The sequence below is a fragment of the Streptococcus sp. 'caviae' genome, from assembly GCF_001937065.1.
Taxonomy (GTDB): Bacteria; Bacillota; Bacilli; order Lactobacillales; family Streptococcaceae; genus Streptococcus.
Genome location: NZ_MOWR01000012.1, coordinates 14,847 through 37,965 on the forward strand (window position 1 = coordinate 14,847; position 23,119 = coordinate 37,965).

Annotated in this window: 22 protein-coding genes and 1 pseudogene; 12 read left to right on the plus strand and 11 right to left on the minus strand. The window is 42.9% G+C overall.

All coding sequences use genetic code 11. From position 1 onward, the window contains the following. Nucleotides 1-32 precede the first annotated feature (32 nt). Nucleotides 33-1,901 carry a hypothetical protein gene (locus tag BMI76_RS09710; RefSeq protein ID WP_075347368.1) on the minus strand — a complete coding sequence of 623 codons (1,869 nt, stop codon included), beginning with the start codon at nt 1,899-1,901 and terminating at the stop codon, nt 33-35. A 229-nt stretch (nt 1,902-2,130) separates the two neighbouring features. Further along, the gene (locus BMI76_RS09715) at nt 2,131-2,499 is read right to left on the minus strand and encodes a MerR family transcriptional regulator (protein ID WP_075347369.1); all 369 of its coding nucleotides are present in this window, start codon (nt 2,497-2,499) and stop codon (nt 2,131-2,133) included. Between the two features lie 76 nt (nt 2,500-2,575). Here BMI76_RS09715 and BMI76_RS09720 point away from each other — a divergent pair, with 76 nt between their 5' ends. Further along, a complete protein-coding gene (locus BMI76_RS09720; protein ID WP_075347370.1) occupies nt 2,576-3,334 on the plus strand; it encodes an SDR family oxidoreductase in 759 nt (252 codons plus the stop codon). A gap of 136 nt (nt 3,335-3,470) precedes the next feature. Here BMI76_RS09720 and BMI76_RS10995 read toward each other — a convergent pair whose 3' ends face one another. Next, nucleotides 3,471-3,731: a helix-turn-helix domain-containing protein gene (locus BMI76_RS10995; protein ID WP_374057274.1), complete on the minus strand. Its 261-nt coding sequence runs from the start codon at nt 3,729-3,731 to the stop codon at nt 3,471-3,473. A gap of 87 nt (nt 3,732-3,818) precedes the next feature. Further along, a pseudogene (locus BMI76_RS11000) lies at nt 3,819-4,043 on the minus strand (Crp/Fnr family transcriptional regulator); the annotation flags it as partial. Nucleotides 4,044-4,211: 168 nt separating this feature from the next. Here BMI76_RS11000 and BMI76_RS09730 point away from each other — a divergent pair. The 4 genes from BMI76_RS09730 (at nt 4,212) to BMI76_RS09745 (ending at nt 7,529) form a co-directional block, all read left to right on the plus strand. Next, the gene (locus BMI76_RS09730; RefSeq protein WP_075347372.1) at nt 4,212-5,219 is read left to right on the plus strand and encodes an alpha/beta hydrolase-fold protein; all 1,008 of its coding nucleotides are present in this window, start codon (nt 4,212-4,214) and stop codon (nt 5,217-5,219) included. A 591-nt stretch (nt 5,220-5,810) separates the two neighbouring features. Beyond that, nucleotides 5,811-6,140, plus strand: coding sequence for a helix-turn-helix transcriptional regulator (locus tag BMI76_RS09735; protein WP_083623749.1), 330 nt, complete (start codon nt 5,811-5,813; stop codon nt 6,138-6,140). A gap of 76 nt (nt 6,141-6,216) precedes the next feature. Then, nucleotides 6,217-7,212 carry a permease gene (locus BMI76_RS09740; RefSeq protein WP_075347373.1) on the plus strand — a complete coding sequence of 332 codons (996 nt, stop codon included), beginning with the start codon at nt 6,217-6,219 and terminating at the stop codon, nt 7,210-7,212. 11 nt (nt 7,213-7,223) lie between these two features. Beyond that, nucleotides 7,224-7,529 (plus strand): thioredoxin family protein, encoded by a 306-nt coding sequence (locus BMI76_RS09745; RefSeq protein WP_075347374.1) that lies wholly within the window; start codon nt 7,224-7,226, stop codon nt 7,527-7,529. Nucleotides 7,530-7,720: 191 nt separating this feature from the next. On the opposite strand, the gene BMI76_RS09750 is transcribed toward BMI76_RS09745, so the two are convergent. The 5 genes from BMI76_RS09750 to BMI76_RS09770 form a co-directional block, all read right to left on the minus strand. Then, nucleotides 7,721-8,338 (minus strand): hypothetical protein, encoded by a 618-nt coding sequence (locus BMI76_RS09750; protein ID WP_075347375.1) that lies wholly within the window; start codon nt 8,336-8,338, stop codon nt 7,721-7,723. 44 nt (nt 8,339-8,382) lie between these two features. Next, on the minus strand, nt 8,383-9,135 hold the full coding sequence (locus BMI76_RS09755) for a ferredoxin reductase (RefSeq protein WP_075347376.1): 753 nt from the start codon (nt 9,133-9,135) through the stop codon (nt 8,383-8,385). A gap of 8 nt (nt 9,136-9,143) precedes the next feature. Continuing rightward, entirely contained in the window at nt 9,144-9,467 is a 324-nt protein-coding gene (locus BMI76_RS09760; protein ID WP_180372844.1) for a hypothetical protein, read from the minus strand. Nucleotides 9,468-9,575: 108 nt separating this feature from the next. Further along, the gene (locus BMI76_RS09765; RefSeq protein WP_075347378.1) at nt 9,576-10,145 is read right to left on the minus strand and encodes a TetR/AcrR family transcriptional regulator; all 570 of its coding nucleotides are present in this window, start codon (nt 10,143-10,145) and stop codon (nt 9,576-9,578) included. Nucleotides 10,146-10,318: 173 nt separating this feature from the next. Continuing rightward, complete coding sequence (locus BMI76_RS09770) at nt 10,319-11,653, minus strand: replication-associated recombination protein A (protein ID WP_075347379.1); 1,335 nt, start codon at nt 11,651-11,653, stop codon at nt 10,319-10,321. Nucleotides 11,654-12,119: 466 nt separating this feature from the next. Here BMI76_RS09770 and BMI76_RS09775 point away from each other — a divergent pair, with 466 nt between their 5' ends. Genes BMI76_RS09775 through BMI76_RS09790 form a run of 4 tightly spaced genes read left to right on the plus strand, consistent with a single transcriptional unit; the run spans nt 12,120 to nt 15,499 of the window. Then, nucleotides 12,120-13,271: a betaine/proline/choline family ABC transporter ATP-binding protein gene (locus BMI76_RS09775; RefSeq protein WP_075347380.1), complete on the plus strand. Its 1,152-nt coding sequence runs from the start codon at nt 12,120-12,122 to the stop codon at nt 13,269-13,271. Continuing rightward, a complete protein-coding gene (locus BMI76_RS09780; protein WP_075347381.1) occupies nt 13,268-13,900 on the plus strand; it encodes an ABC transporter permease in 633 nt (210 codons plus the stop codon). Before BMI76_RS09775 ends, BMI76_RS09780 begins: the two co-directional genes overlap by 4 nt. A gap of 1 nt (nt 13,901) precedes the next feature. Beyond that, complete coding sequence (locus BMI76_RS09785) at nt 13,902-14,831, plus strand: osmoprotectant ABC transporter substrate-binding protein (protein WP_075347382.1); 930 nt, start codon at nt 13,902-13,904, stop codon at nt 14,829-14,831. Between the two features lie 2 nt (nt 14,832-14,833). After that, nucleotides 14,834-15,499 (plus strand): ABC transporter permease, encoded by a 666-nt coding sequence (locus BMI76_RS09790; RefSeq protein WP_075347383.1) that lies wholly within the window; start codon nt 14,834-14,836, stop codon nt 15,497-15,499. A 134-nt stretch (nt 15,500-15,633) separates the two neighbouring features. On the opposite strand, the gene BMI76_RS09795 is transcribed toward BMI76_RS09790, so the two are convergent. After that, entirely contained in the window at nt 15,634-16,212 is a 579-nt protein-coding gene (locus tag BMI76_RS09795) for a DNA-3-methyladenine glycosylase (RefSeq protein ID WP_075347384.1), read from the minus strand. Between the two features lie 203 nt (nt 16,213-16,415). On the opposite strand from BMI76_RS09795, the gene BMI76_RS09800 reads away from it, so the two are divergent. The 3 genes from BMI76_RS09800 (at nt 16,416) to ilvD (ending at nt 22,629) form a co-directional block, all read left to right on the plus strand. Next, nucleotides 16,416-17,792 carry an NAD-dependent succinate-semialdehyde dehydrogenase gene (locus BMI76_RS09800; protein ID WP_075347385.1) on the plus strand — a complete coding sequence of 459 codons (1,377 nt, stop codon included), beginning with the start codon at nt 16,416-16,418 and terminating at the stop codon, nt 17,790-17,792. Between the two features lie 190 nt (nt 17,793-17,982). After that, nucleotides 17,983-20,763: a cation-transporting P-type ATPase gene (locus tag BMI76_RS09805; protein ID WP_075347396.1), complete on the plus strand. Its 2,781-nt coding sequence runs from the start codon at nt 17,983-17,985 to the stop codon at nt 20,761-20,763. Between the two features lie 150 nt (nt 20,764-20,913). Then, on the plus strand, nt 20,914-22,629 hold the full coding sequence (gene ilvD / locus BMI76_RS09810; protein WP_075347386.1) for a dihydroxy-acid dehydratase: 1,716 nt from the start codon (nt 20,914-20,916) through the stop codon (nt 22,627-22,629). 53 nt (nt 22,630-22,682) lie between these two features. On the opposite strand, the gene BMI76_RS09815 is transcribed toward ilvD, so the two are convergent. Continuing rightward, a complete protein-coding gene (locus BMI76_RS09815; RefSeq protein ID WP_075347387.1) occupies nt 22,683-23,024 on the minus strand; it encodes a metal-sulfur cluster assembly factor in 342 nt (113 codons plus the stop codon). Nucleotides 23,025-23,119 lie beyond the last annotated feature (95 nt).

Consider the following 23,119-nt stretch of genomic DNA (forward strand, 5'->3'; position numbering starts at 1 on the left):
GAGGACCAGCCCAATGAAAGGGCTGGTCCTTTTTATATCCATAAAGCTATTTCCTTACGAATCAACTCACTGTAATACCCAATATCCACTTTCTCCAAGGCAAACGCCTCCATAGGTTCCAAGTTTTTTTGACTGCCAGCAACTTCTTTCCAATCCTTGTGAATCGGAAGACTATATCTGATCAGAAAATCCTGCATGTGATTGTCAACCTCTTTTCCTTTACTTGAATAGAATTGCTTGTAATGCCAGGCCTGATGAGATTGGGAGGCAAAATAAGCCTGTGCTGATTGTATCTCGTGGCAGTTATTTCCTTTATAAAGATATTGATAGCGATTTTTTAGTGGGAATAGCGGTACCATGAGGTATTCTTTTATCGTGCTAAAATTAGCTGTTTCTAAAAATGATTGGAGAGAAGTTTCGACCAAATCCTCTCGAACATCCCCTTGTTCTTTAACCATCTTCTGTAAAATAGAATCAACGATTGGTGGTGTATCCATATTTGTTGTCACATCCGCACCCTCATGATGATTAAAAGAAGCCCCTCGGAAAACATAGTCGCCCTCACGCGGATCAAAATAAGTATAATTATTCGTATCCTTAATAATGAGATTTTCAATGATGCGATAATCATAAAAGGTATCAAGCACTTGCAGATACTGTTCAAATCGATCTTTTTGAAAATGAGTTACCTCTAGGAAAATCACTTCATTGTTCAGACTGATGGGCCTCATACCTTCTTCACTTAAAGTCGTCAGAAGACCAACTAATACTAAATTATGCGTAAAACGCATACTGTAAGCATAGTTCGGTGTATGCAAATCATGAGTAAAAGGAGTGTCCATGCTGCCTTGGATAGGGTACAGTAAGCGATTTAAGGCAGGGCGTTTATCTGGACAGCTCTGCCATTTCTCCAAAACCTGACCTAAAGCTTCCCGAAAATAGCTGTCAGCAACCACTTCTTTCATTATTCTGGCTTGAATATGGGTTAGATCAAGTCGAATAGCCTTTTCAAAACGTAAGGGTTTGACTTGACTCGTCCAGGACTTCTTAGGATTATACCCTTTAATTTGAAATCCCATTGGCGCCGATGCGCCTGAAGAAATGATAAAATCTCCCAGCGGTGTTAGTGCACCGTCTTTTCCAAATGCCTTTCTGATAGCCGTTTTGGGCTGTCGTTTCTGATAAGTATGATACAATTTCTCCAGATTTCCCTTCAGAAAATAAGTAAAGGGAAGGTACTTAGGCGGGATAAAGACAGAATTGACATCGCGGAGCTTTCCTCGAGTGTAAAAGGACTCTGTCAATTGCGCATCCGTAGTCGTTGCATTAACTGGAATGTGAAAATGTCCTGCAAATGTTTCCAGAAGATAGGTTTTTTGCTGAAAAACTTTTTGAAAAGCCGGTGTCAGAAATAACATTTCTAGATGTTTCAAATATTCCTGCGGTGTTTCGGCAGGTGTCAATTGAGCTTGAATTTCAAGCCTGTCAAAACGATTATGGTAAATACGGCCATCAAAGGTTTCAATATCCAACAAGAGCGGCTGCGCCAAGAGTTCAAGGTAGTTTTCATAATATTGTTTAGAATACTCCCCTAAAACCTGCCCTAGTCGCTTACTAGGCGCACCGTCCAAAGATTGCAGCTCAGACAATTTTGCTACAACCTCATCATCCGACAAGTCCTTGCCAGCTAAAGTTCGTACGGCGATTATCAAGGGCTTTTCCACATGACTGCCTCGATAAGAAATTTTATAAAGAGATTGATTCGCTGTTAGCCAAGAGAGTTTATCTAAGAATTGTGTTCGATCTTCTCGAAACGAAAACTTAGCATATGTATCTTGATGCCAAAAATGAAGAAATAAATCTTTATCAGTTGTCAATGTATAGTAGATAAATTGATCCATTTTTTCTCCTATCATAATAATATAGGGGATTTCCCCATAATAGTAAATTCCCTTCGTTGAGAGTATCGCCGAAACTATTCGCTGTTATTCTAAACAACTAAACTTGCTCCCAATGAAAATCAGACAGTGATTATTATAGAAAATAAGCATTTTCAGTCTTCAAATAAACGTTTCTAGGCTTTTTTGCTGCTAAAAACATGTCCTATCTACTTGCTGTCTGGTTAGATTTTTAGTCTGCTATTTTTTGTATCTCTTCTTTATAATACGCAATCTTTTCAATCAGCTTCTCCCTGTTTTCCAGTAATTCTGAAATATTGCCGTCCAATAATTTTAAGTGGGATTCCAACAATACGAGTCTTTCATAATAGGTGGTGTCACCTTGTAAACGAAGGTCTGAATAGGTTTTGATGTCTTTGATGGGCATGCCTACTTTTTTTAACCGCTGAATAAACTGAATCCATCTATAATCGTTTTCGTCGTAATAACGTCTATTTCCATCATTTCTCTTTGGAAACAACAGACCTTCCTTTTCATAATATCTTAACGTATGGATGCTAAGATTTGTTAATGCTGACATTTCTCCAATTGAATAGTTCATTTTTTCTTTTTCTCCTTGACCTAGAGTTAACTCTAGAAATTATAATGAAGCTATCTTAAAAAGGAGGAACTTAATAATGACAGCCAAACTTAATCAATACGTTTGCATCACCGGCGCTAGTTCCGGCATCGGACGAGCGTCCGCCAAAGCTTTTGCGCATCTCAGATTCCATCTCATTCTGGTAGCCAGACGAAAAGACTTATTAGAGGAGCTGAAGCAAGAAATTCTGCATACCTATCCCGACCTGGATATTGTTGTCAAAAGCGTTGACCTAGGTATCTCAGATAACGTCTATCAATTATACGAAGACTTAAAGAATTATCATATCTCTGTTTGGATAAATAATGCTGGATTTGGCGATTATAATAGTCTCGCAAATGTTAACCTTGACAAAATTTCTGCTATGATTCATCTAAATATTGAAGCCTTAACAGTCTTATCAACTTTATATGTCAGGGATTATCAGAATATTGAGGGCAGCCAGCTAATCAACATATCTTCTCGCGGAGGATATATGCTTGTAAAAGATGCTGTAACTTATTGTGCTGCAAAATTTTATGTCAGTGCCTTCACCGAAGGACTGGCCCTAGAGATGAAAAGCCAGCACCGTAAACTGCGGGCAAAGGTGCTTGCTCCGGCTGCAACCAAGACCAAATTTGGGCAAGTTGCAACAAACTCCAGCACCTATGATTACGATCAACATTTCAAGCAATACCACACTGCTAAAGAGATAGCTGATTTTCTAATCCAACTGTATCAAAGCGACAGCGTGGTGGGATTAGTGGATATCAAAGATTTTAGCTTCCACCTGAGCCAGCCGCTGTTTAAGCATTAAGATAACTACCATTTAAATGCTGATACATAAAAGTTTAACGTTGAAGCAGTAAAATATCCTAACAATATTAGCGCGACCATGACAGATAGGGTAATTTTACCATGATTTACCGATTTTTATCCTACTCTCTAATGTTTTAATAATCAAAATCATCCTGATCAGCTAAGAGCCTGGTCAAAGCTTGGTGGTCTCGAATGATGATTTGTTGACCTGATTTGCTCAGAATATTTTGAATCGCCAGAGTCTTAGTTAGCTTGGCGACTGTGACCGGATGAATAGCGAGGTAATCAGCGATTTCCTGATATTTGAAGAACTTGGGCAGTTCATAGCGACCGTTGATAAGCTTGCTGTGCTCCAGCAAAAAGCGACAATAACGTAAAGCAACAGGCTCGTCCATCAGGCTTTTAAAGTGCTGGATGAGGTTAATATTATTTTCCGTCAAAGTCTGGGTTACAATTTTCAAAAAGTCATTATCAGTAAGGAGATTCTTAAAGACTTGATGGCTCACCCGGTAAACCTCACAGACCGTACGCGCCTGAATACTGAAAGAAGACCAGAAAACATCGGTTTTGACCAGCTGATGGTGCAGCAACGGCGCAAAATTAATCACCTTTGGTCCTGAATGATAAGCATAGACTTTTTCCCGGCCGCTAAAAGAACTCGACAGCAAAGCACAAGTCCCAGAGGCAAGAAGGTAAATAGCTTTAGTGCTGCCGCCTTCGTCAGATGTCTCCCTTTTTGAAAGTCATCCGTGTTCCCAGTGCAAAATAATTGCTTAAAGTTTTCATAAATCCTCTAAAATCTTAGTTTAAACTATATTTTTTTAGTATAGTTTACCGTAAACTAAGCCTATCCACAAGGAAATGAGGTTATTATTATGAAAAAACTTTTAATCCCCCTGATCACCTTCATTCTAGTTATCCTTTTAGCCGTTGGATTTTTTACCTTTAGGTCAACCAACAGCTCTAACCAGTCAAGTTCCACTACAAAAACTACCACCTCATCAACAGCTAAATCTAGTATCGGTCAAGTCAACAATGCTTTGGCTGAAGACGAAGATGCTCTCATTAGTGATACAACGTCTAAATTCAAGCAAGTTGACTACACTGATGAAGAGACCGGTAAAACCATCACTTACAATGTTTACCTGCCAGAAGATTACGATGAAAACAAAGAGTATCCGACCGTTGTCTTCATCGGCGACAGCAGCACAACCGGTGATGATGCGACCAAGTCTCTGACGCAAGGTCTGGGAGCTAACGTCTGGGCCAGTGATGATTGGCAGTCTGTCAATGAAGCTATCGTTCTCGTGCCAAGCTACCCTGAGACCATCTTGGATGATCACGGCAGTTATACAACGACTGAATATGTCGAGTTGACCAAGCGCTTTATCGACTATGCGAGCGAAAAGTACGCTGTTGATACTGACCGTATCTACGGTACTGGTCAGTCTATGGGAGCCATGACTACCTTGCTCCTTGCTAGCCAATACACTGACCTCTATGCAGGCATCATGATTGTTGATGGGCAGTGGGACATCAGTAAGCTCTCTGGGCTCGAAGGTCAAAACATTGTCTATTTCGCCGCAGAAGATGATGAAAATGCCTGGACTGGTATGCAGGAAGTCATGGACATGTATGACAAAGATGATGAATCGTATACCTATGCTCAATGGGACGGCTCTTGGACACCTGATCAGCTGAGCCAAGCAGGTAAAAAACTGACCGCCAATGGCAATAAGGCCTACTTCATCTCCTGGAAGTCCGGCAGTATCGAGGCTGACAATTCGGGCATGGGCGGCAGCTCAGCCTACCATATGGCCAGCTTTGACTACGCCTACCGCTCCATCGCCATGATGGAATGGCTCTTCCAGCAAGAGAAATAATTTCTTCCAAAAGTTGGATATCTTTGTCAAACGGCTTAATAATGGCTAATCGGTCTTTTTGCCAATGACTGCAATCAATTTGCAGATGATTAAACCATTTTTTCTTAAAAGGATAAAGTAAAAAGGGATTTCACCTAAACTTATGCTGAAATCCCTCTTTTAATTACCGATTTTCTTCAAATAATACTTTGGCACGCGCTCAAAGACTATCTGATAAGCCTTCTTGTCCCACATAGCGATAGTTTCTGGCCTTAAAATCAAGCGTAGCCAATACTTTTCCATAGATTCTGTTCCTTCTATGAAAACGTAAAATGAGTAATCACGCTTGGTGCTGCTGATTAATGCAAAAGCACTTCGTCTTTTGTCAAGTATCAAAAAATATGGAGATGAAAGATAATGAGTAAATCCTAGAATAACATTTTAACTCAGTAATCTTCTTTAAAATGAAAAATTATTTATTTTCAGGCTGTTAGGATCAACAAAAGGAGTTTTGTTTTTTTATTTTACTGGACTTTTCAGATAAATCTTTGACAAAAGTGTTATTAAACTGTATTCTTAAGGTAAGAATACATTAAAATTTTTTGATATGAGGTGATTGCAATCAGTCAGTATAAACGTGATGCTCAAATTTTTAAGGCACTTGCGGATGAGAAACGCCTGCAGGTATTGGATTATTTACAGCGCGGGGAAACCTGTGCCTGTGTCTTGATTGAAGCTTTAGATATTCCCCAGTCGGCACTTTCTTACCATATGAAAATTTTGTGTCAGTCCGGGCTTGTCAGCAGCAGGCAGGAGGGAAAATGGAAACATTACAGCATCAATAGTCAAGGTTCCAGCTATGCCATAGAGCGTCTCGAGCAATTAACCCTTGCTGACAGCAGCCATTCTAGAATGTGCCATTGTCAGCGAAAGTCATCTTAAGTATGACTTTTATTTGAACATAATATATCAAATTTTTTTGATATATTATCTGTAAAATAGGAATGGAGGCAGAATAATGGGGGCATTTATCCAAGATCAGCTACTCGGTATGAAATGGCTCAACAGCCTTATCGGCAGAATCCTGTCATCGCTCGGCCTTGACTTAGAGTCAAGACTGGGCGGCAGCTTACAATTTTTTATTTACGATGTCATCAAGATTACCATTCTTTTATGTGTCTTGATTTTTATCATTTCTTATATTCAAAGTTACTTTCCGCCAGAACGCAGCCGAAAGATTTTAAGCCGTTTTGACGGTTTGGCAGCAAATAGTATCTCTGCTCTGCTGGGAACCGTAACACCTTTTTGCTCTTGTTCATCCATTCCTCTTTTTATGGGATTTTCGAGTGCCGGTCTGCCGGTCGGTGTGACCTTTTCCTTTTTAATTTCATCACCGATGGTTGATTTGGGAAGCTTAATTCTGCTGATGAGTATCTTTGGCGGTAAAATTGCTGTTATTTACGTTGTTTTTGGCCTGATAGTTGCTGTTGTCGGCGGCTCCATTATTGAAAAACTGGGCATGGAAAAATATGTTGAAGATTTCGTCAAAAATGCTCAGGCTGTCAATTTGGAAGCAGCAAGCTTATCCCAGCATGACAGACTGTCTTTTGCCAAAGAACAGGTGGCTGAAACCTTTAAGAAAGTCTTTCCCTATATTCTGGCAGGCGTTGGCATCGGAGCTCTTATTCACAACTGGATACCAGAAGGTTGGGTAACTCAGGTACTTGGCAGCCATAATCCTTTCAGTGTGATCCTCGCAACACTGATTGGTATTCCTATGTATGCGGATATTTTCGGCTCCATTCCGATTGCTGAAGCCCTGCTGAGTAAAGGCGCTCAGCTGGGAACAGTATTGTCTTTTATGATGGCTGTCACCACTCTCAGTCTGCCATCACTCATTATGCTAAAAAAAGCTGTCAAACCTCAGCTCTTAGCTGTTTTTGTTCTTATTTGCACTGTTGGTATTATTTTAGTAGGATATGTCTTTAATGTCCTGCAGTCATTCATCTTTTAGGAGGTCTAAAAATGTCACTATTTGCCAAAAAAGAAAACAAGCACCCCAATAAGACTGCTGCCGGAAATGGTGCTGCCGTTTTTAAAGTGCTGGGATCCGGCTGCAAGAAATGCCAAGCCTTAGAAGCCAATGTCAGGCAGGCCTGTGAGGAAACGGCATCGAAGGCCGTTGTTGAACATGTCACTGATTTCAGCCAAATCGCTGCCTACGGCGTGATGTCTACACCAGCTCTTGTTTTAAACGATGAAGTCATCTCTTCCGGCAAAGTCTTATCAGCAGAAGATGTGAAAATCATTATTCAGGAGAAACTGTCATGACCGCAAAGCCTAAGGCTGCCTTTATCTGCCCTGTAGAAGTCAGATGGCTAGGCGCCATTAAGCTGATGTTTCCCAAGCCTATTCGGCTGAGATAGAGACAAAATTAAAACAGCTACGGTAAAATAATCTGTAGCTGTTTTTTATGTTGAAAAAGCAAAGTTTCGACTACTTGTACCGCTATATTTAAGTCCTTAACATCTATGGATAAACCGCAAGAATAACATAAACCAAATCAAGAAGACAGGAATAATGATAAAGATACTCCCAAATGGCAGTAACCAAGGATAGGCCAGGACAAACTGTGACAGTGCGGCGACTATCCCCATAACTAAAATGAGCTTGGATTTCTTGGACAGCGAGAAACTGACGGTTACAATGAACACAGACAGCGCCAGGGAAGCCATGTGAACTGCTGCCACCATAGATGAGATAACCAGTTTAACAACAGCATCATTCAAAACAATATGATAGACTTGGTAAACAAGCCTTCCTGAAAATAAAGAAGTTAAAACTAAAGCCATAGCAAGGATGATGATAAAACTCTTGCTAATACTTTTGACTAGCCGGCATTTAACGTTTGGTAATAAGAGATTGCTGGAGATAAGCAGAAAAACCGCAGAAAAAATGGCTGCTTCAGAAATAAGAGAGAGGGCTGTGTGGTTTTTTTCTGCCCATAATACCAGTTCAGAAGAAGTTGATAAATCTTTCGTTATGGACATAAAAAAGTAATAAATGACCGAAATGAATACTGCAAAGCCACCAAGCGAGCAAAATAGTAAGCTTTTCTCTATTCTTCCCTTGTTTTTCATTTTACCTTTCCCTCCATGATATGCCCCATTTCACAAGGCACTCACTATTTCAAGCCATTAAACTTCTCTGTTTTCATCCGCTTTCTGTCAATCCCCTTGTCCGCAAGAAACTTTTCCATGGCCTCAACATCATCAGGCTGACCGGCTAAGAGATAAGTGGCTTTGTTGCCGTACTTATCTACTGCTTTCTTCAAGCTTTCTTTACTTTGGGAAAGGCTGGTGCTTCTGCCATAGTTCAGTTTGTCATCTTTTTGCGCTATTTGAGATAATTCCTGATCAAAGACCGTCACTCCCTTATCCAAATGGTTGAGGATAAGGTCACGTTTACCAGCCCACTCTTTGACGATGGGCCGCATAGCTGCGATGCCGACATCGGACGCGAAACAAACAAGGGGTGAATCATCATTTTGAATCTTTAAGGAGGACTCCAGCCAGCTTATTTCAACAGTGTCTCCCTTAGAAAGCTGTGTCAAGCTTTTCTTATAGAGACTGCCGCTGTTATGCGTCAGAATGAGGATTTCATTGTCATCAGGATTGGAAGCGATGGTCAGCCAGCGGCTCTTTTGACCGCTTGCCTCAAGGTCAGGTAAAGTGAGCTTAGCATAGGAACCGGCTTTCCAAGTCATATTTTTAGGTTTTCTCAGGTGAATGAGGTGAATATCTCCCTTAGGATTCTCAACGGATTTGACAGTCAGGGTCTGACTGCGGCCAAGATAGGCAATAACTCCCCATATCATGAGAGCAAGCGCAGCTATAACAAGAAGGCTAATCATTAACATTTTCTTACCTCTTTTCATTGCTTTCCTCATTTCCAAAATTTAAGCGATAGCCAGACAGCTAAAGCCAGAACAGGAACAAAGCCTATCACTTTAATCATCAGAGGCGTATCTGGCAGACTGTAGATGTAGAGCATGGTCGTTACTGCTGCCAGCCAAAGCCCTGCAATTTGTACCATTGCAGGCAAGCCAGTGATCATACAAAGCCCTGCAGCCAGCAAAATCAGACCTCCAGTCGCAAAGGACATAAAATCAGGGTTAGATAAGTCAATCGGCTCTAGAGTCGCTCCCCAAATAAGAACTAAAATCCCTACGAGGGCAAAACATATTCCTGTAATCGTTAATCCGCTCATGCGTTTTCCTCCATTTGTATCCACGATCTTCTCCTTATCATTTTTAATTGAATGAATAAAATAAATTATTCATTCAATTCGCTTTAAAAAATAAAGAATTGACATTCTTTATTTAAAAAGTCCTTTAACAAAATAAGTGGCCAAAATTTCGATTGTCTGACTGACATTAGGAAAATCCTTTTCCGTGATATGCATATCCATATAGTAGAAAAGCTGATAAACCTGCAGCACCTCTTGGATTTTCTCTTGAGAATAGCCTTCTGCCAGCATGCGATTGGTAAAAGTCTCCACTAAAAACTGGTGAAAGGGATTGTCAGACTTGCCTTTTTCTGAAGAATAATAGCTGTGCAGCTCATCAGAAATAGCTGGATTATACCATTCCGTCAGAATTTTATTAGAGGAAATGAGATTTCGTGACCGCCCAAAAATCTGACCGATGAGTTCAACCGCATCGCCTTCCCAATCAATCTCGTCCATCATAGCTTGACGCACACGGTTATTCTCCTCAATATAGACATCCAGAAAAATGGCTTCCTTGCTGTCATAATAATTGTAAAAGGAGCCAACTGCCATACCTGCTCGCTTAGCGATTTCTGAAATTCCTGTCGCCTTATAGCCTTTTTTCGAAAAGATATCACAGGCAGCTGTCTTTAAGGCTTGTTTTTTGTTTGTCAGCATCAACACCCTCTTTCTCAGCAAAATAAATATGAATGAATTTATATTTTTATTCATTCATATTTTACGATAGTCTTTTCTGTCTGTCAAGTGACGGGGCAAAATTAAAGGCCTCATCGCTTTAAACAGCAGAAAAGAGAAGGGAACAGACAGCCATTGCAGTTAACAATAAAGTTTTAGTCTTTATCCATCTGATGTTTTTCTTTCCACTCTTTGATATAGTTGAGCCGCTGTTTTATTCTGGCTTCATGGCCTTCTTCGGTCGGTTTGTAGTAGGTATGGTCAGCGATACTTTCAGGGCGTGTCGGCATGGCTGTCAGCTTATCTTTATAAAAATGCGCCAGCTGGTAGCCCTTGCCGTAACCGACTTCCTTCATGAGTTTGGTGGTCGCATTGCGCAGGTGCAGCGGTACGGGTTCATCAATGGTCTGTTTGATGTCCTTTTGCACAGCCGTTCTGGCCTTGTAAACTGCATTGGACTTTGGAGCCAGAGACAGATAAATCACACACTGAGTCAAATGCACATCACACTCGGGCAGGCCGATATAGCGGCAGGCCTGAAAAACATTGACTGCCAGATTAAGGGCGCTGTTGTCCGCCAGACCGATATCCTCACTGGCAAAACGAATCAAGCGTCTGGCAATATAAATAGGATCTTCACCGCCGTCAATCATCCGTCCCAGCCAGTAAATGGCCGAGTCCACATCGCTGTTGCGCATAGACTTATGAAGGGCAGAAATAATATTATAGTGCTCTTCGCCTGCCTTATCATAGTAAGCTGTTTTCTTATCCAGCAGCTCTTCTAAGAGATCGCCTGAAATGGTCACTTGTTTGTCTTTTATATCGCTGTTAATCACCAGCATTTCCAGCGTATTGAGAGCCGTTCTTGCGTCTCCGTTGGAATAAATGGCAATTTGTTTCAGCAGATCATCGCTGATACTAATCTCTAAATCCGGAAAGGCCTGCGGCGATTTGAGAACACGTTTGAGCAAGTCTGTAATATCACTTTCACTCAGCTGTTTGAGGACGAAAACACGAGTGCGTGACAGCAGGGCTGAATTGACCTCAAAAGAAGGATTTTCCGTTGTCGCCCCGATCAGAATAATACTGCCCTTTTCGACATAAGGCAAAAAAGCATCCTGCTGAGCCTTGTTAAAACGGTGAATTTCATCAATAAAAACAATGGTCCGCTCTCCCAGCTGACGGTTTTCTTCCGCTTCGTTCATAATTTTACGGATTTCTTTGATCCCATTTAACACCGCGCTGAAGGTAATAAACTTGGATTTGGTCTTTTTGGCAATAATTTCAGCGAGCGTCGTCTTTCCCACTCCGGGCGGTCCCCAAAAAATCATAGACGACACCTGATCCTTATCAATCATTTCCCGCAGAAACTTTCCCTCTCCCACCAGATGCTTCTGACCGACAAAATCATCCAGATTGGTCGGCCTTACACGGCTGGCTAGAGGTGCTGCCATATCCATATCTTGATCAAATAAAGATGTTTGCGCCATAGCTGTCCCTCCAATCTCAATACAATAAAATCTTAACGAATCATTTTTAATTTTATGCTGTTTGACTTCCGGTTAACTCTAAGAGCTATCCTTATTATAACGCAAAAGGAAGGCATTTGACATGACGGCAAATAAAAAACTTACAGCATAAGTCCGGCAGCGGCTTGAAAACGGCTAAAGCTTAAAAGAATAAATACTGGCAAGCCATCTGAGTCTGGAATTCCTGATAAAAACAGCAGACTGACTGCGTTTTGAGGCATTTGCATATCATCAATTCCTGCCGGACAGGCTCTTCATTTTTCAGGAAAAATCATCAAAATTTAATGAAACTATTTTCCGAAAATGATTTGATTCATAAAAATATTTCATTTTTTTACATAAATTTGATAAACTACTAGTAAATAGAAATTTTTTTCTCCATCTATTACTGCAAACTGATAATTGAAAAGAACTAAAGGAGGTCAGTATGGTAAAAGAACCTGTTATTGAGTTTAAAGAGGTTAATAAAATTTATGGAGACAATGTTGCTGTTGAGCACATTAATCTGAAAATTATGCCTGGAGAATTTGTCTGCCTGATTGGTACCAGCGGTTCCGGAAAAACAACCATCTTACGTATGATTAACCGGATGCTGAAACCAAGCAGCGGTGAAATCTTGATTAACGGTCAGGACATTGCACAGTTCAACCCGGTTCAGCTGAGGCGCAAAATCGGCTATGTCATTCAAAATATCGGCCTTATGCCTCACATGACGATTTATGAAAATATTACTCTGGTGCCAAGGCTCTTGAAATGGCCGGAAGAAAAGAAAAGGGCTAAGGCTAAAGAGCTGATAAAATTGGTGGAACTGCCGGAAGATTTCTTAGACCGCTACCCTTATGAACTGTCCGGCGGGCAGCAGCAACGGATTGGTGTTATCAGAGCACTGGCTGCCGATCAGGAGATTATCTTAATGGATGAGCCCTTCGGAGCCCTTGACCCCATAACCAGAGAAGGTCTTCAGGACCTTGTCAAATCGCTGCAGGAACAGACTGGAAAAACCATTGTTTTGGTTACCCACGATATTGATGAAGCCTTGAAGCTTGCAACTAAGATTGTCGTCATGGATGAAGGCCACACCGTTCAGCAGGACAGCCCTACCGAATTGCTGCGGCATCCGGCAACGCCTTTTGTGCAAAAGATGATCGGGGAAGACCGGCTGATTCAGGCACGCGCTGATGTGACGCCTGTCAAGACAATCATGCTGAAAGATCCGGTTTCCATTATGCCGGAACAGTCTCTGCATGAAGCTATTTCTTTAATGAGACAAAGACGTGTTGACTCGCTTTTGGTTACAGATAAGGACAATAAACTGCTTGGCCTTGTTGATATTGAAACCCTCAACAACAACTACAAGAAAGATCTTTCTGTCGGCGATATCCTAAACAAGGTTAATTTCTACTTGGAAGAAGACCAGCTCCTGCGCGACACTGCCCACCGTATTTTGAAGCGCGGCTTGAAATACGTTCCGGTAGTTGACAAGGAGCATCACCTCAAGGGAATTGTAACACGGGCATCATTGGTGGATATGCTCTATGATATTATCTGGGGCAGCCAAGATACGGAGGACACGCTATGAGTGATTTTTTAGCACAATACGGCAGTGAATTAATCGTTAAGACTTGGGAGCAGATTTATATTTCAGCAATGGCTCTGCTGATGGGAATTGTTGTAGCTGTTCCTATCGGAGTTGCGCTGACGCGCTTTCCTAAACTGGCTAAATTTTTCATCGGTCTGGCCAGTATCCTGCAAACCGTTCCCAGTCTGGCTCTTTTAGCAATGATGATTCCTTTGTTTGGTGTCGGAAGGACACCGGCAATCATTGCCCTTTTCATTTATTCTTTGCTGCCAATAATGAGAAACACCTACATTGGAATGAATAATGTTGATCCTATTTTAAAGGACAGCGCGAAGGGTATGGGAATGACCCCCATTCAATCCATTTTTCAAGTTGAACTGCCCTTGGCAGTCCCGGTTATCATGACGGGAATCAGGCTGTCTGCTATTTATGTCATTGCCTGGGCTACCCTGGCATCTTATATCGGTGCCGGAGGCCTTGGAGACCTTATTTTCAGCGGTTTAAGCCTCTTTCAGCCTTCTTTAATCATTGGGGGAACCATCCCTGTTATTCTCCTGTCTTTAATTGTTGATTATCTGCTGGGACGCCTTGAAAGTTATTTGACACCGCGACAAAAGAGGAATATATGACATGAAAAAACTAATCTATTTTTTAGCCATCCTTACAATAATTCCAATAATTGTCTTAGCCAGTTGCGGTAAAGGCAATAGTTCGAAAAATAAGGATGATGTTAATATTAAAATTGCCGCACAGAGTACGACAGAATCCAGTATTATGGCCAATATGATCAGCGAATTGATCAATCATGAGCTGGGCTATAAGACAACCCTGATTTCCAACCTTGGTTCTACCAATGTGGTTCATCAGGCACTGATGCGAAAAGATGCGGATATTGCAGCAACCCGCTATACAGGAACAGACCTGACAGGAACACTGAACCTGCCGGCTGAAAAGGATAATGTTAAGGCCAGCAAAATTATCAAAAAAGAATTCACCAAGCGTTTCGATCAAACCTGGTTCCCAAGCTATGGTTTTGCTGACACTTACGCCTTTATGGTGACTAGCAAATTTGCCAAGGCCAACAACCTTACAACCGTATCGGATTTACAGAAGGTAGCCACAACGGCTAAGGCAGGTGTTGACAGTACTTGGATGAAGCGCGAAGGCGATGGCTATAAGGAATTCAGCCGCACCTACGGTTTTTCCTTTAAGAGTATTTACCCTATGCAGATAGGTCTCGTCTATGACGCTGTTGAGAATGATAAGATGCAGGTGGTTCTGGGATATTCCACAGACGGCCGCATTCAAAGCTATGACCTTACTATTCTTAAAGACAACAAGCACTTCTTCCCGCCTTATGATGTATCCATGGTTGTCAACAATCGTATCTTAAGACAGTATCCTGAGCTGAAGCCGCTCTTGCACCGCTTAGACGGCAAGATCGATCTTGAGACGATGCAAGAACTCAACTATCAGGTAGATGACCAACTGCTGGAGCCGTCTGTCGTCGCCCATAATTTTTTGAAAAAACATCATTACTTCCGTGAAGGAGGGGATTAATCATGAGTCACATGAGTACCACAGAGCAGCTGATTTACTATTTTCAACACAACAGCAGCTATATTCTGACACAATTTCTGCAGCATTTCCTCATTTCCATATACGGTGTGCTGCTGGCTGCCCTTATAGGAATTCCGGTAGGCATACTGATTGCTAAGAAGGGACACCTAAAAGGATTTATCATGGGTATCGCCAATGTCATACAAACCATTCCTTCCTTAGCCATGATTTCCATTATCATGCTGGCTTTGGGACTGGGTACGAAAACTGTTATCGCTACTGTCTTCTTGTATTCCTTGCTGCCTATTATCGGCAATACCTATGCCGGTATCCGAAATGTGAACGCTGACTTAGTTGACGCGGCTAAGGGCATGGGAATGACCGGCAAACAGCAATTGCTGATGGTCGAGCTGCCCTTGTCTTTAGCTGTCATTATGGCCGGTATTCGAAATGCCTTGGTACTGGCTATTGGAATTACGGCTATTGGCGCCTTTGTCGGCGGCAGCGGTCTGGGAGATATTATCATTCGCGGTACCAATGCAACCAATGGCGGCGCTATCATTCTTGCAGGTTCCCTGCCAACTGCTTTCATGGCTGTTGTTTCCGATTTAATTCTCGGAGCTATCCAGCGCTACTTGGAACCCAAAGGCATGTCAACCAACCGTTAAAAGCACAAGCGCCTGTTTGACGGGTGGCTGCTTGGCGGTCAAGGCTGCGAAACGAATTAAAAGTTACATAATCAAAAAGGAGTTAAACAGACACACTTAACTGCGTTGCAATCATGGATGTCTGTCTAACTCCTTTAGCTTAACCAAGTCTCTTCATCTGCTAAGAGGCTTTTTTTAGAAATGTTAGAAACGTGTCGATTACCCGCTACGTAAAAACAGAGCGGTTTGTCCCGCCAGCTGTCGCTGCAGGTCACACCGATCCGGGGTCTGGAGGCGATGCTGCGAGGCGCCCGGTCCTTTAGCAGCTGCAGTTTAGAATCTGGTAAAAAATCGCCGTTGAACCTCTTATCAATCCCTGCAAATTTTGTCAGTTTTCCCGGTCCGTTGGCCAAAAGGTCCCCATTTGGAATCTCCAAAGCCCGGATAAGAACGGCTTCTGCAACATCGCGACTTTTAGTCACCAGGTTAAGCATCTGATGTCCGTAAATCTGATAAACATACCAGTGGCCTGCCGGCAGATACATGGCTTCATTTTTAGGCGTCCGCCGGCCGTTAGCACTGTGGCAGGCGCTGTCTTTGCTGCCCAAGTAGGCTTCTGTCTCCACGATTCTGCCCAGAGGCCGACCGTCTAAGCACAGCTCCATTCCCAGCAAAGCCTTGGCCGTTCCAATGGTGTCTGTTTTCATTAGCTGCTTAAATTCATGTGATAACATAACCTTATTATAACATTTTACAGCTTAAGCAAACTATCACCATCTAAGATTTTCAGCAGCCAAAAAACCGGAAAAAGTAATAGTTTTATCAGCTTAAACCAACTTTGTTTTGTGAGGTGCAGCAAAAAAACAGGCACAATTCTTGAAATCGGTTTCAAAAATGCTATAATGAATTTAATGAAATAAAAATTGGAGGAAAAACTATGGCCTATAAGACAACCTATCCTTATACGAACGAAGTTTTACAAGAATTTGCAAACAACAGTGATGCAGATTTGGAAAAGGCACTGGCAACAGCACATGCCCTTTATAAAAAATGGCGCGCTGAAGGCGGCTTGGAAGAGCGCAAAGCCCAACTGCATAAAGTAGCTGACCTGCTCCGCCGAGACCGTGACAAATATGCTGAAGTGATGACAAAGGATATGGGCAAACTCTTTGTCGAAGCTCAAGGGGAAGTTGAGTTATGTGCAGAAATCGCAGACTACTTTGCCGATAAAGCTGAAGAATTCCTGCAGCCTAAATCATTTGAACCCATTCATGGAGATGCTTACTATATCAAGCAGGCGGTCGGCGTGCTCTTTATGGTAGAACCATGGAATTTCCCATTCTATCAAATCATGCGCGTGTTTGCTCCTAACTTTATGATCGGCAACCCAACTGTCTTAAAACACGCTTCTATCTGCCCGGGCTCTGCTCAAGCTTTTGAAAATCTGGTCAACGAAGCAGGGGCTCCTGAAGGATCTTTCAAGAATCTCTTCCTCACCTATGACCAAGTAAACAATGCTATTGCAGATCCGCGGGTTCAAGGTGTAGCACTGACCGGTTCTGAACGCGGCGGCGCTTCCATTGCTGCTGAAGCAGGAGCAAACCTGAAAAAATCTGCTTTGGAACTCGGCGGCAATGACGCCTTCCTGATTTTAGAAGATGCTGATTTTGATCTCTTAAATGACACTATTTTCTTCGCCCGTCTTTACAATGCAGGCCAAGTATGTACATCATCCAAACGCTTCATTGTAGTCGGTGAAGAAAATTATAAGAAATTCGTAGACATGGTTGTCGAAACCTTTAAGACAGCTAAGTGGGGCGATCCAATGGATTCTGAAACAACACTTGCACCATTGTCATCAGCTGAAGCCAAAGAAGAAGTTCTGGGACAAATCAAATTGGCTGTGGACAACGGAGCACATGCGGTTTACGGCAATGAACCGATTGACCATCCGGGCAACTTCGTTATGCCTACTGTGCTGACGGATATTAGCAAAGACAACCCAATTTACAACCAAGAAATCTTTGGTCCTGTTGCTTCTATTTACAAAGTTGATACCGAAGAAGAAGCCATCGCTCTTGCTAATGATTCCAGCTACGGACTGGGCGGTACCGTCTTCTCCAAAGATCTTGACCATGCCAGAGAAGTCGCTGCTAAAATTGAAACGGGTATGTCCTTCATCAATTCTGGCTGGACATCTCATCCGGAAGTTCCATTCGGCGGTATCAAGAATTCTGGTTACGGCCGTGAACTCAGCAACCTCGGTTTTGATGCCTTTGTCAATGAACACCTTGTGTTCACGCCTCATTCATAAAATTTTGCCAACCATTTCCTATCTCTTGGATGCAGCTGCATCCAGGAGATTTTTTTGTGATTCTATTTTCCAGAAAAGTTAAACTTTTTTTGCGCCACCTTCAGAAAATAGGCGTATAATCATCTTATAAAGTAAAGGTTTAATTAGATGGGAAGTGTTTTTCGTGATTAGAAAGCGCAATCAGCAAAACATTAACAGACAGCCTAATTTATACCAATACGATATACAGACTGTCTTTGAACAGGCAAAGAGCAGCCCTCAGGGACTCTCTTTTGATGAAGTTGCCAAAAGGCAGGAAACATACGGCTCTAACCAGCTGGAAAAGATTAAGGGAGAACCCATAATTGTCAAATTTGCTAAGAACTTTCTGTCCTTGATGGCAATTCTGCTCTGGATTGGCGGAGCGGTCGCCTTCTTCTTTGCAGGAACACCTGAGCTTGGGATCGCCATCTGGCTGGTCAATGTGATTAACGGCTGTTTTTCTTTCTTCCAAGAATATAAGGCCGGCAAGGCAACAGAAGCACTTGAACATATGCTGCCTTCTTATGCCCGTGTGACCCGGCAAAATCAAGAAGAAAAGATTCTCGCTCAAGAGCTGGTGCCGGGCGATCTGATGATCATTGAAGAGGGAGACAGTATTTCTGCTGATGCCCGTGTTATTTCTGCGACAGATGATTTTCAGGTCAATCAGTCGGCCCTCACAGGTGAGTCCAATCCTGTCGCTAAAAACAATCGGCCTATTTCCGAGAACAATCCTGACCTCCTCAGTCTGGATAATCTCGTTTTTGCCGGTACGTCCGTCAGTAAGGGGAATGCCAAGGTTCTAATCACCAATATCGGCATGGCAACAGAATTCGGACAGATTGCCCACTTAACACAGGGGGTCACCAATGTCACCAGTCCCCTGCAAAAGGAACTCAATCGACTGACCAAGCAGATTTCTTTGATTGCTATATCAGTGGGTGTCTTCTTCTTGCTCACTTCTGTTTTGATAATTAAAGAGCCGATAGCGCAGGCTTTCGTTTTCGCACTGGGAATGATTGTCGCCTTTATTCCTGAAGGGCTTCTGCCAACGGTTACCCTGTCACTTGCTATGGCCGTTCAAAAAATGGCTAAGAAAAATGCGTTGGTCAAAACTCTGGCTTCTGTAGAGACCTTGGGCGAAACATCCGTTATCTGTTCTGATAAAACCGGAACCCTGACACAAAATGAAATGACGGTCAATCATATTTGGACGCCGCAGCAAGAATACGACATAACGGGGCTGGGCTATGCCCCCCAAGGAACTATTCAAGTCAATCAAAAACCTGTCCAAGTCAGTGACATTCCCAGCCTAAACTGGCTCATTAGAGGAGCTGCCCTTTGCGGCAACGCTTCGATTGAACCGCCTCACGGAGATCAGACTCGCTACACAGTCTTAGGCGACCCAACCGAAGCCTGCCTAAGCGTCCTTGCTCAAAAAGCTGGAATTGATTTAACGGATAATGAAAAGACAGCTCCCAGACTCCATGAACTGACCTTTGACTCTGAACGCAAGCGGATGACAACCATTCACCAGCTTGAAACAAAGCTTGCAGGAAGCCGCCTCGTCAGTTTCACCAAAGGAGCACCTAAAGAAATCGCAGAGCTGTCCAGCAGAATTTATGACCAGAATCAGATCAGACCCCTAACCGATCAAGAAAAAGCTGCCATTCTCAAAGCCAATGACCAGTATGCCAAAGACGGCCTGCGCGTGCTGGCTCTTGCCTGCCGTCAGCTTGATAAGACAGCTGATCTGCCGCAGGATTTTGCCGATTATACCTCTGAGATGATTGAGCAGGATCTCATTTTCATGGGACTCCTTGTCATGCAGGATCCTCCGCGTATGGAGGTTGCCAAAGCCGTTGAAAAATGCCATAAAGCAAACATCAGAATTATCATGATTACAGGCGACTATGGTCTGACGGCTCTTAGTATTGCCAGAAAAATTGGTATTGTCCAAGGAAAAAATCCCCGCCTAGTTACAGGTCAGGAATTAGGACAATTATCCGATACAGAGCTTCAGGCAATTTTGAAAGACGAGGTGGTTTTTGCCCGCATTGCTCCCGAACAAAAATACCGCATCGTTACCAATTTGCAGGAACTGGGCCATGTTGTTGCCGTAACCGGCGATGGTGTCAACGATGCCCCCGCTCTTAAAAAAGCCGACATTGGTGTCGCTATGGGGATTAGCGGAACGGACGTTGCTAAATCATCGGCCGATATGATTTTGACCGATGATAATTTTGCCTCCATCGTTAATGCTATCGAAGAAGGACGAACGGTTTATCAAAATATTAAGAAGTTTTTAACCTATATTTTCAACTCCAATACGTCTGAGGCGGTTCCTTCAGCCAGCTTTCTTTTCTCCCGCGGCTTTATCCCTTTGCCTTTGACCGTCATGCAGATTCTTGCCATTGACCTTGGCAGTGACATGCTGCCGGCTTTGGGCTTGGGTATTGAAAGTGCTGAAAAGGATATTATGGAAAGGCCGCCCCGTCGTAAATCCGATGCGCTGCTTACCAAAAATTTGCTGATAAAAGCCTTTGTCTGGTATGGATTGTTAGAGGCCTGCCTGGCCATGGGAGCTTTCTTCTTCACCTACCTGATTCACGGTCAGAGCTTAAATTTTAATAGCAGCTATTATGCAGAAGCTACAACCATGACGCTGGGAGCCATCATTTTCTGCCAAATCGGCATGGTGCAAAACTGCCGGACAACCAAACAGTCTGTCTTTGACCTCAAGCTCTTTTCTAATTCTTATATCAATCTGGGAATGCTGGCTGAAATCCTGCTCTTTATTCTGCTGAGCTACCTTCCTCTTTTCAACCGTATTTTTAACACGGCACCCTTAGAAGCAGTAAATTGGCTCTATCTGATTCTCTGTCCGCTGCCTATTCTTGCTTTAGAAGAAATTCGCAAGGCCTGGCTCAGAAAACAGCTTCATAAATGATCTGAAGGAGAGAACAGAATTTTTCAGAAAATAATAGAATTTTGCAACAATTATAATGATGACAAGCATGATTTGTGTTATAATGTTTTATAAAGTTATAGTATTCTGCTTCAGATAACTATATACGATGAGATGAAAGGAAGCGGTCAAATGACTGACAAAGAAACTCTTAAAAATTTAAGAAATCGCAGTTCTGTCTACGATTCAATGGTTAAATCACCCAACCGTGCTATGCTGCGGGCAACGGGCATGCAGGATGAAGATTTTGAAAAACCTATCGTTGGTGTTATTTCTACCTGGGCTGAAAACACACCATGTAATATCCACCTGCACGACTTTGGCAAACTGGCAAAAGTCGGGGTTAAGGACGCTGGAGCATGGCCTGTTCAATTCGGAACCATTACGGTTTCGGACGGTATTGCCATGGGAACCCAAGGAATGCGTTTCTCACTGACTTCACGTGATATTATTGCGGATTCGATCGAAGCCGCTATGGGCGGACACAATGTTGATGCCTTTGTAGCTATCGGCGGCTGTGATAAGAACATGCCAGGTTCTATGATTGCCATTGCCAACATGGATATCCCGGCAATCTTTGCCTACGGCGGTACCATTGCTCCCGGTAATTTAGACGGTAAAGACATTGACCTCGTCTCTGTCTTTGAAGGGGTCGGCCACTGGAACCACGGTGATATGACCGAAGAAGAGGTTAAGGCTCTTGAATGCAACGCCTGCCCTGGTCCTGGCGGCTGCGGCGGTATGTACACAGCAAACACCATGGCAACAGCTATTGAAGTTCTGGGAATGAGTCTTCCTGGCTCTGCTTCACACCCTGCCGAATCTCCTGAGAAAAAAGCAGATATTGAAGAAGCCGGCCGCGCTGTAGTGAAGATGCTGGAAATGGGCATTAAGCCATCAGACATCTTGACACGTGAAGCCTTTGAAGATGCTATTACAGTAACTATGGCACTGGGCGGATCGACCAACTCAACTCTTCACTTGTTAGCTATTGCCCATGCAGCCAATGTTGAGCTGACCCTTGATGACTTCAACACTATTCAAGAAAAAGTGCCTCACTTGGCTGACTTGAAACCTTCTGGTCAGTATGTCTTCCAAGACCTTTATAATGTCGGCGGCGTACCAGCCGTAATGAAATATCTCTTGGCAAATGGCTTCCTTCATGGAGACCGCCTCACTTGTACCGGTAAGACTGTCGCTGAAAACTTAGCTGAATTTGAAGATTTGACCCCAGGTCAAAAAGTCATTATGCCGCTGGAAAATCCAAAACGTGCTGACGGTCCTCTGATTATCCTTCACGGTAATCTCGCTCCGGAAGGCGCTGTTGCCAAAGTTTCAGGTGTTAAAGTTCGCCGCCATGTCGGCCCTGCTAAGGTCTTTGATTCAGAAGAAGCTGCTATTGAAGCTGTATTAACAGATGAGATTGTTGACGGTGATGTTGTTGTCGTACGTTACGTCGGACCAAAAGGCGGACCAGGTATGCCGGAAATGCTTTCTCTTTCATCGATGATTGTTGGTAAAGGACAGGGAGATAAGGTTGCCCTGCTCACTGACGGACGCTTCTCAGGCGGTACTTACGGTCTTGTTGTCGGCCATATCGCTCCGGAAGCCCAAGACGGCGGACCAATCGCCTACCTCCGCACCGGTGATACAGTTATTGTTGACCAAGATACCAAAGAAATCACCATGGATGTTTCAGAGGAAGAACTTGAACGCCGTAAGGCTGAAACCGAGATTCCACCGCTTTATTCCCGCGGAGTTCTGGGCAAATACGCTCATATCGTGTCATCTGCTTCCAAAGGAGCTGTGACAGACTTCTGGAAACCGGAAGAAACTGGTAAAAAATAAAGTTAACGCTCAAAAGAACAAAAACTCACCGTTCGCTAAAACGGTGAGTTTTCTTATTTAGGACTGATACCCAGTGCAATTCTGCCAAAACGGCTGATCCGTGTAACCTTCCAAGCCGGAGACCAGACGACCTCTACTCCAACTTTATTAATACCTTCAATTTCAGACAGAGAATCGATGATTTCTGCCGGCAGCGTATCGATACAGCCGCAGTTAACCTCAGTAAAGGTAATGACTAATTTGCAAAATCCTTCTTCATCTAAGTTAATTTCGTAAATCAATCCAAGATTATAAATATCCAGTTCAATCTCTGGATCATATATTTTTTCAAGTTTTTCAATCAGCTGATCGCTAATAGCTGCGGCGCGCTCATTGATTTTGATATCATCTCTCATTGATGCTCTCCTTCACAAAGTGATTTGGCTATATTTTCCCATAAATAACCCTTTTTTTCAATGTTTAATAAACGATTTCTTCGATTTAAGATAAT

What these genes read in the sequence shown, in the direction of transcription:
- BMI76_RS09710 (WP_075347368.1), bottom strand. Translation starts at nt 1,901, where the DNA reads ATGGATCAATTTATCTACTATACATTGACAACTGATAAAGATTTATTT.
- BMI76_RS09715 (WP_075347369.1), bottom strand. Translation starts at nt 2,499, where the DNA reads ATGAACTATTCAATTGGAGAAATGTCAGCATTAACAAATCTTAGCATC.
- BMI76_RS09720 (WP_075347370.1), top strand. Translation starts at nt 2,576, where the DNA reads ATGACAGCCAAACTTAATCAATACGTTTGCATCACCGGCGCTAGTTCC.
- BMI76_RS10995 (WP_374057274.1), bottom strand. Translation starts at nt 3,731, where the DNA reads ATGGACGAGCCTGTTGCTTTACGTTATTGTCGCTTTTTGCTGGAGCAC.
- BMI76_RS09730 (WP_075347372.1), top strand. Translation starts at nt 4,212, where the DNA reads ATGAAAAAACTTTTAATCCCCCTGATCACCTTCATTCTAGTTATCCTT.
- BMI76_RS09740 (WP_075347373.1), top strand. Translation starts at nt 6,217, where the DNA reads ATGGGGGCATTTATCCAAGATCAGCTACTCGGTATGAAATGGCTCAAC.
- BMI76_RS09745 (WP_075347374.1), top strand. Translation starts at nt 7,224, where the DNA reads ATGTCACTATTTGCCAAAAAAGAAAACAAGCACCCCAATAAGACTGCT.
- BMI76_RS09750 (WP_075347375.1), bottom strand. Translation starts at nt 8,338, where the DNA reads ATGAAAAACAAGGGAAGAATAGAGAAAAGCTTACTATTTTGCTCGCTT.
- BMI76_RS09755 (WP_075347376.1), bottom strand. Translation starts at nt 9,135, where the DNA reads ATGAAAAGAGGTAAGAAAATGTTAATGATTAGCCTTCTTGTTATAGCT.
- BMI76_RS09760 (WP_180372844.1), bottom strand. Translation starts at nt 9,467, where the DNA reads ATGAGCGGATTAACGATTACAGGAATATGTTTTGCCCTCGTAGGGATT.
- BMI76_RS09765 (WP_075347378.1), bottom strand. Translation starts at nt 10,145, where the DNA reads ATGCTGACAAACAAAAAACAAGCCTTAAAGACAGCTGCCTGTGATATC.
- BMI76_RS09770 (WP_075347379.1), bottom strand. Translation starts at nt 11,653, where the DNA reads ATGGCGCAAACATCTTTATTTGATCAAGATATGGATATGGCAGCACCT.
- BMI76_RS09775 (WP_075347380.1), top strand. Translation starts at nt 12,120, where the DNA reads ATGGTAAAAGAACCTGTTATTGAGTTTAAAGAGGTTAATAAAATTTAT.
- BMI76_RS09780 (WP_075347381.1), top strand. Translation starts at nt 13,268, where the DNA reads ATGAGTGATTTTTTAGCACAATACGGCAGTGAATTAATCGTTAAGACT.
- BMI76_RS09785 (WP_075347382.1), top strand. Translation starts at nt 13,902, where the DNA reads ATGAAAAAACTAATCTATTTTTTAGCCATCCTTACAATAATTCCAATA.
- BMI76_RS09790 (WP_075347383.1), top strand. Translation starts at nt 14,834, where the DNA reads ATGAGTCACATGAGTACCACAGAGCAGCTGATTTACTATTTTCAACAC.
- BMI76_RS09795 (WP_075347384.1), bottom strand. Translation starts at nt 16,212, where the DNA reads ATGTTATCACATGAATTTAAGCAGCTAATGAAAACAGACACCATTGGA.
- BMI76_RS09800 (WP_075347385.1), top strand. Translation starts at nt 16,416, where the DNA reads ATGGCCTATAAGACAACCTATCCTTATACGAACGAAGTTTTACAAGAA.
- ilvD (WP_075347386.1), top strand. Translation starts at nt 20,914, where the DNA reads ATGACTGACAAAGAAACTCTTAAAAATTTAAGAAATCGCAGTTCTGTC.
- BMI76_RS09815 (WP_075347387.1), bottom strand. Translation starts at nt 23,024, where the DNA reads ATGAGAGATGATATCAAAATCAATGAGCGCGCCGCAGCTATTAGCGAT.